Consider the following 7,138-nt stretch of genomic DNA (forward strand, 5'->3'; position numbering starts at 1 on the left):
CCGTCGTCAGCTCCCGGCGTCAGTGCGCCGCCATGGCAGGCGGAGCGGAACCGGCTCCCCAACGCGTGGGCCTGTCGGAGAGTTCGACGCTGATCGTGCCGGAGCGGAGCAGGTCCTTGTGCGACAGCCAGCTCCGGTGCAGCGCACCCTTGCCGGTGGCCACGGAGGACACGTACTGGAGCTTCGACGCGTCGGCGCCCCGGGCGTCGATGCTGATCGTACGTCCGTGTCCGGGCCGGATCTCGACCTTCTCGAACATGGGCGCGCTGATCACGTAGGTGGCGGACCCGGGCTGGGGCTCGAAGATGCCTGCCATCGCGAAGACCAGCAGCGACGAGGTGGCGCCGAGGTCGTCGTTGCCGGGCATTCCGTACACGTCGTCGGTGAAAAGCGTCCGCATCGCGCGCAGCACGGCGGAGGTCTTCCACGGTGCGCCCGTCCACGTGTACATCCACGGCGCGTGGAAGTCCGGCTCGTTGTTGGGGTTGAACGCGAAGTTGTTGTGGTAGTCGTAGGCGCCGGTCACCCACGAGTCCGAAGCGGCCTTCGCCGGGTCGGTGAGCACGGTCGGCATGTCGAAGAACTTGTCGAGCCGCTGCTCGGCCTGCGAAGGGCCGCCCATGAGCCCGAAGAGCGTCTGCGGGTCCTGCTGCGCGAGCCATTCGTACTGCCACGCGGTGCCCTCGTGGAACGCGCCGGCCTGCGCGGGATCGGGGTCACCCGCGACGGTGCCGTCCGCGTTCCTCGTCACCGGGAAGCCGGAGAAGCCCTGCGAGGTGACGGTGGGGTCCCACAGCTTGGTGAAGTTGTCGCAGCGCGAGGCGAGCGTCGCCGCCTGGGCCTTGTGGCCGAGACCGCCGGCCATCGTCGACAGGGCGCAGTCGGCGAGCGAGTACTCGAGCGTGGCCGAGCCGGACTGGCGGCTGTCGCCGTACTTGTACCCGGGCAGGTCCTGGTAGCCGACCCAGCCGTTCTTGACGTACGTGGGGTTGCCGTCCCGGCCGCGGAAGAGCGACTGGTCAGCGGGGACTTCGTTGGCGTTCTTCCACAGCGCGCCGAAGAGCTGGTCAGCGGTGCGTCTGTCGAGCAGGCCGCGGTTGTAGATGTCGACGATCCAGGGCGTGACGGGGTCGCCGCTCATCACGTTGGTCTCGCTGTTGCCGAGCGCCCAGCGCGGCAGCCAGCCACCGTCCTGGTAGATGTGCAGCACGGACTTGGCCATGTCGGTGGCCTTGTCCGGGTTCAGCAGGGCCACCAGCTGGTTCTGCGAGCGGTAGGTGTCCCAGAGCGAGAACATCTGGTAGTAGGTGGAGTCCGCGCGGTGCACCCGGTCGTCGAAGCCGCGGTAGCGGTTGTCCACATCGGAGCCGACCGACGGGTGCAGCAGCGAGTGGTAGAGCGCGCTGTAGTACGTGCGCCGGTCGGCGGTGCTGCCGCCGGCCACCCGCATCCGATTCAGCTCCTCCTGCCAGGTGTGGTGCGCGGCGCTGCGGGCCTTGTCGAACGACTTCGGCTGCTCGGCCCTGCGGTTGAGGCGCGCGCCGTCGATGGACGTGTACGACAGGCCCACCGATGTGCCGACCTGGTGACCCTTGGCCGGGTCGAAGGTGGCATAGGCGCCGGCGCGCTCGGTACCGCGCGACGCGTCGCGCCGGTTCGGGGTGATGGTGCCGTCGGTCCAGGTGCCGAAGCTTGCGAACTTCCGGTCGAACTTGGCGCTGAAGTAGATCCGGTAGCGCTCCTTGCCGGTCTCACCGCAGAAGTTGCCGCCCTGGAGCCAGCCTTCGACGGTGTCGTTGCCGACGACGTGGACGTCGCCGGCATAGGTGCTGCCGTTGCTCTGGCCGGTCTCGATGAGGATGTTCTCGGGGCCCGATCCGGCGGGGTACGTGTAGCGGTGCTGGCCGGTCCGCTGCGTGGCGGAGAGCTCGGCCCGGATGCCGTTGTCGAGCTTCACCCCGTAGTAGCCGGGTGCGCGGGTTTCGTTGTCGTGGCTGAACTTCGCACCGTACTGCGCCGGGTCGGACGATGTGACCGCGCCGGTGGTCGGCATGAAACGGAAGTTGCCCATGGTCTGGCAGCCGACGCCCGAGAGGTGCGTGTGGCTGAAGCCGAGGATCGTGTCCTGCTTGTAGTCATAGGAGGCGTACTGGTTGAGCTGCGTGTCCGGGCTCAGCTGCACCATGCCGAACGGGACGGTGGCACCCGGGAACGTGGTCCCGTCGCCGTTGTTGCCGATCGATGTGTCGACCAGCGTGGTGGGGTCACCGGCGAACTGCGGCCCCCGCTCCCTGGCATCCGCGATGCCGGGGGTGGCCGATGCCGCGGCCATGGTGGTGGCGAGCAGCACGGCGGTGAACGCGCGTTTCCATGCTCTCATCGCGATCCTTCCTGTGACAACGTTGTCAACTTTCTGTGATCTTTGCCCGCCGAGTGCTGCTCCGTCAATGCGCTTGCGCGGGGATGAACCCCGAACCGGCCCCAGTCCGGGGCAAATCACCCCTTGCCCTCTCCGCTCGTCCCCCGTTCGTCGTCCCCGATGAGCGTGCCGTTCCGCGTTGTCGTCCGCGACGAAGCGGCGGCCCGGCGTCTGCCCCTACCTTCCGGACATCACCAGTTCGAGAACCCGGAGGGGCAGCAGATGACAGCACGCACAGCACGGATCGGGATCGGCGCGGTGGGCCTGGTGGCAGCGGCGGCTCTGACCGCCGCTTCGTTCACCTCGCCCGCGTCGGCCGTCGCGGGCCCTGGGCATGCACAGACCCAGCAGGCCATGGACACCGCGGTCAAGGACGGCGTCCCCGGGGTCACCGGGCAGGCCACTGAGGCGAATTCGGTCTGGACGGGCACCTCGGGCGTGGGGAACCTCAAGACGGGTGCGCCGCGCTCGCCGGTCGACCGCTACCGGATCGGCAGCATGACCAAGACCTTCGTCGCGACGGTGATGCTCCAGCTGGAGGCGGAGGGCAGGGTCGACCTCGACAGTACGGTCGACACGCTGCTGCCGGGAGTGGTGCGGGGCAACGGCAACGACGGCCGCCGCGTCACCGTGCGGCAGCTGCTGAACCACACCAGCGGGATCCCCAGCTACACGACCGACCCGGAGTTCCTGGAGAACGGCTTCACCGTGAAGTTCCTGGAGCACCGCTACGACACCTACACGCCCGCGCAGTTGGTGGAGATCGCGCTGCGTCAGAAGCCGCTCTTCGACCCGGGCACGAGCTGGAGCTACTCGAACACCAACTACATCCTCGCCGGAATGATCATCGAGAAGGTCACCGGCCACTCGTACGAGGACGAGATCGAGCAGCGCATCATCAAACCCCTCGGCCTGTACGGCACTTCCGTCCCCCGCACCGCGTCGTCGATGCCGGTGCCGAGCTCCCGGGCGTACTCCAAGCTCTCCCTGACACCGCAGCCGTCCGACCCGACGTACGACGTCACCGAGCTCAACCCGTCGGCCGCCGCGTCGGCGGGCGCGATGATCTCCACCTCTGCCGATCTGGACCGCTTCTACTCGGCCCTGCTGGGCGGCAGACTGCTGCCCGCGGAGCAGCTCAAGGAGATGACGACCACCGTCCCGGTCAGCGGCTACGGAATGATCACCGCGTACGGCCTGGGGCTGATGAAGTTCTCACCGTCCTGCGGCGTCACGGTCTGGGGCCACGGCGGCAACATCCAGGGCTCGGCCTCCCAGGCCGTGACCTCGGCGGACGGCACCCATTCGCTGGCCTTCAACTTCAACGGCGACTGGGCGGGGAACAGCGAGGCGGTCATCGACGCGGAGTACTGCCCGGAGTGAACCCGGGCAGCAGGCGCAGTTGCAGCATCAGTGCGAAGCGGACGTCGGGGTCGGTGAGGTCGGCCCCGGCGACTTCGGTGGCACGGCGCAGGCGGTACCGGAAGGTGTTCTGGTGGACGTACATCGCTTCGGCGGCCGCCGGGACGTCTCCGAAGGCGCTGAGCCAGACGCGGAGGGTGTCGGCCAGCTGGGAGTCGTGCTGCTGGTCGTAGTCGACCAGCCTGGCCAGCGGGCCGGTCGGTGGGTCGCCCCGCTCGGCGGCGAGGTCGGCGAGGTCCAGCAGGAGCGCCTCGACATGGACGTCGGAGATACGGGCGAGCCTGCGCGGGCCTCCGTTGGCGCGCAGGACGCGCAGCGCCCGGTCGGCTCCTTCGCGGGAGCGGGCCAGTGCGCTGCTGTCACGGGCCATCGGACCGATGCCGATCAGCGGGGCCAGCCGGTCCCCGATGCGGGTGAGGAAGTCGGTGCCGGTGCGGGCCGCCCGCTCCTCCGCGTCCGTCCGGTCGAGCGCCACCGGGAGGATGCCGTAGGCCACGTCCCCGATGAGCGCCGTGGCGGCGCGGGCGTGGATGGCGGAGAGGTGCATGGCGAACGCATCGGCCAGACGCTGGCGTTCGGCCGTGTGCTGGGCGTGCAGATCGGTCGAGCCGGTCAGCTCGGGCGGGTCGGGCACCGCCAGGGCCAGGACCACGCCCGCGTAGTCGGTCAGTCCGAGTCTGCCCAGCGACTCGGCGGCGCCCGGTCCCCCTTCCAGCGCGGTGGAGACCAGATCGGCGCGGAGCCGGCGCTCGACATCGGCTCCGGCCCGCAGCCGCAGCATGTGCAGGGCGACCAGCTTGGCCCCTTCGCGCAGCGCCTGGCCGCGCTGCGGGGTGAGCGGGGTGGGGACGACGGCCCAGATGGATCCCAGGACTTCGTCCCCTGCGCGTACGGCGATCGCGGCGCGCGGGATGTGGAATCCGTCGGTCTCGGGCGGGTCGACGTGCACCGGCTGGTCGCTGCGGTAGAGGGAGCGGAAGATCCCGCGGTCCTCGAGGAAGCGGGTGAACCGCTCCGGGACCTGGCGGCCCAGTACGGTCTCCACCCGGGAGCGGTCGGCCTCGTCCTGGCGGCCGGAGAAGGCCAGGACGCGGGAGCTGCGGTCCTCGATGGTGACGGGGGCGTCGAGGAGCGCGGCCACCGCGTTGGCCAGGGCGAACAGATCGCCGGACGGGGTGCCGCCCAGCACCTGCGGGCCCGTCTCGCCGACATCGCCGTCCGCGAGCAGCGAGCGCAGCAGCGCGGCGAGCTGGGCCCAGGAGGCGCCGCGGGTCAGCGCGAGCAGTGCCACCCCCGACCGCTGCGCCGCCGCCGTGACCGCAGCGTCGGCCGGTACGGGCGCGCGGACCACCAGCGCCGCCGCGCCCGCGTCGCCGAGGGCGGTGAGCAGCCGGACGGTCTCGTCCGCCCCGTGGACGCCGACGCCGAGCACCAGCGCCTGCCGGGGCAGCACCGGTTCGTCCAGCGCGTCGTGGATGACGACACCGCCGATCTCGTCCGCCGTGTCCGGGTCGCCGCACACCAGGTCGAGCAGCGTCGTGCCGAGGTCTTCCAGGACCCGCCTGAGGCTGGCCCGCGGTTGTGTGTTCACCGTGCCCTGTACCCCCGGTCCACCCAGACAGTGCTTGCGGCCGCTCCTCGCCGGTGTGGACGGGATTGTGCGGTGCTCCCGCCGGTCGGCACAAGAGCCCCGCCGCCCAGTTCCCGTCACAGGGGCCCCGCCACGCAGGCACCGCCACACAGGAATCGTCCCGCAGGTCCCGCCCCAGGGCCCCGCGAGACAGGTCCCGTCACACCGGGTACGTCGTACAAGTCCCGTCACACGGGGATCCACTCCGTGCCGACGGTGAACTCCTCCAGGGCGCCCGGGAGCGGCTCGACACCGAGTCCTGGCCCGTCCGGCACCGGGAGGTGGCCGTCGGCCGGCACGAACGGCTCGGTGATGTCGTCCCGGTAGAAGCGGCCGGATCCGGAGACGTCACCGGGCAGTGTGAAGCCCGGCAGCGCGGCCAGCGCGATGTTCGCGGCGCGCCCCAGGCCGGTCTCCAGCATGCCGCCGCACCACACGGGTACACCGTGCGCCGCGCACACGTCGTGGATACGGCGGGCCTCCAGATAGCCGCCGACCCGGCCGGGCTTGATGTTCACGATGCTGCACGCGCCCAGGGTGATCGCCGCCGCCGCGGTGCGGGCTGAGGTGATCGACTCGTCCAGACAGACCGGTGTGGCCAAGGCGCCGGCCAGCTGCGCATGGCCGAGGAGATCCTCCTCGTCCAGCGGCTGCTCGATCAGCAGAAGCCCGAACGGGTCGAGCCTGGCCAGGTGCCGGGCATCGGCAAGGGTGTAGGCGGTGTTGGCGTCGACCTGGAGCAGCAGGCCGTCGCCGAAGCGCTCGCGTACCGCGCGGACCGGATCGATGTCCCAGCCGGGCTCGATCTTCAGCTTGATACGTCGATAGCCCTCTTCGAGGTAGCCGGCCACCGCGTCGAGCAGCTCCGGCACCGAGTCCATGATGCCCACGGACACCCCGCACGGCACCCGGTCGTGGACGGCGCCCAGTTCGCGTGCCAACGGCACACCGCGGGTGCGCAGTTCGGCGTCGAGTACGGCCATCTCCAGCGCGGCCTTCGCCATGCGGTGGCCCCTGAACGGCTCCAGGGCGGGGCCGACACCCACCGCGTCCAGCCGCCGGTGACGTCCCAGCGCGGGAACGAGATACCGGCGCAGCACATCGGCGCAGGCGGCTGTGTACTCCGATGAGTACAGCGGGTCGGCCATCGCCACGCACTCGCCCCAGCCGTCGGCGTCGGTACCCACCGCGCGGAGCAGCAGCGCCGTGCGCTCGGTCTGGGTGCCGAACGACGTACGGAAGGGGGCCACCAGCGGCAGCCGGACCTGGCGGACTTCGACTCCGGTGAGCTTCACCTTGTGTCCTTGTCTGTGAGGAGGTACCAGCCGGCGCGGTCGAATCCCGTCACCCGCCACCCGTCGGCGATGAGCCCGCCGAGGACTTCGCGTACGGCGGAGCGCCAGGCCGCCGCCGACGGCAGGCCCGTGGATCGCGGCGATCACCGGGAACGGCAGCTGCCGGATCGCCGCCAGCCCGCCGGTCGCGGCCTCCTGGAACCGCAGGAACTCCCGCACTCCCATGGCCTGGATGTCGCCGACCTCGGCGAGGTCGAACCCGGAGCAGAACGCCCGCTCCCCCGCTCCGCGGACGATCAGCGCGCGGGCGCCGGTGCCGCGCAGCGCGTACGCGGCGTCGTCGAACTCGTGGACCATCGTCTGCGTCTGTGA

At 70.7% G+C, this 7,138-nt stretch carries 4 protein-coding genes and 1 pseudogene; 1 reads left to right on the top strand and 4 read right to left on the bottom strand.

The genetic code is table 11. From position 1 onward, the window contains the following. Positions 1-19: 19 nt before the first annotated feature. A complete protein-coding gene (locus tag G3I19_RS09930; RefSeq protein WP_164262229.1) occupies positions 20-2,380 on the bottom strand; it encodes a GH92 family glycosyl hydrolase in 2,361 nt (786 codons plus the stop codon). 261 nt (positions 2,381-2,641) lie between these two features. Here G3I19_RS09930 and G3I19_RS09935 point away from each other — a divergent pair, with 261 nt between their 5' ends. Further along, a complete protein-coding gene (locus tag G3I19_RS09935; protein WP_164262231.1) occupies positions 2,642-3,802 on the top strand; it encodes a serine hydrolase domain-containing protein in 1,161 nt (386 codons plus the stop codon). On the opposite strand, the gene G3I19_RS09940 is transcribed toward G3I19_RS09935, so the two are convergent. The 3 genes and pseudogenes from G3I19_RS09940 to G3I19_RS37370 all read right to left on the bottom strand — a co-directional run. Beyond that, on the bottom strand, positions 3,774-5,432 hold the full coding sequence (locus G3I19_RS09940; protein WP_164262233.1) for a PucR family transcriptional regulator: 1,659 nt from the start codon (positions 5,430-5,432) through the stop codon (positions 3,774-3,776). The genes G3I19_RS09935 and G3I19_RS09940 overlap by 29 nt on opposite strands. 227 nt (positions 5,433-5,659) lie before the next feature. Beyond that, entirely contained in the window at positions 5,660-6,766 is a 1,107-nt protein-coding gene (gene menC, locus G3I19_RS09945; protein ID WP_343235044.1) for an o-succinylbenzoate synthase, read from the bottom strand. Between the two features lie 153 nt (positions 6,767-6,919). Beyond that, positions 6,920-7,123: pseudogene (locus G3I19_RS37370) on the bottom strand (hypothetical protein); the annotation flags it as partial. Positions 7,124-7,138 lie beyond the last annotated feature (15 nt).

It is taken from the genome of Streptomyces sp. SID10853 (genome assembly GCF_010548145.1).
In the GTDB taxonomy this organism is placed as follows: Bacteria; Actinomycetota; Actinomycetes; order Streptomycetales; family Streptomycetaceae; genus Streptomyces.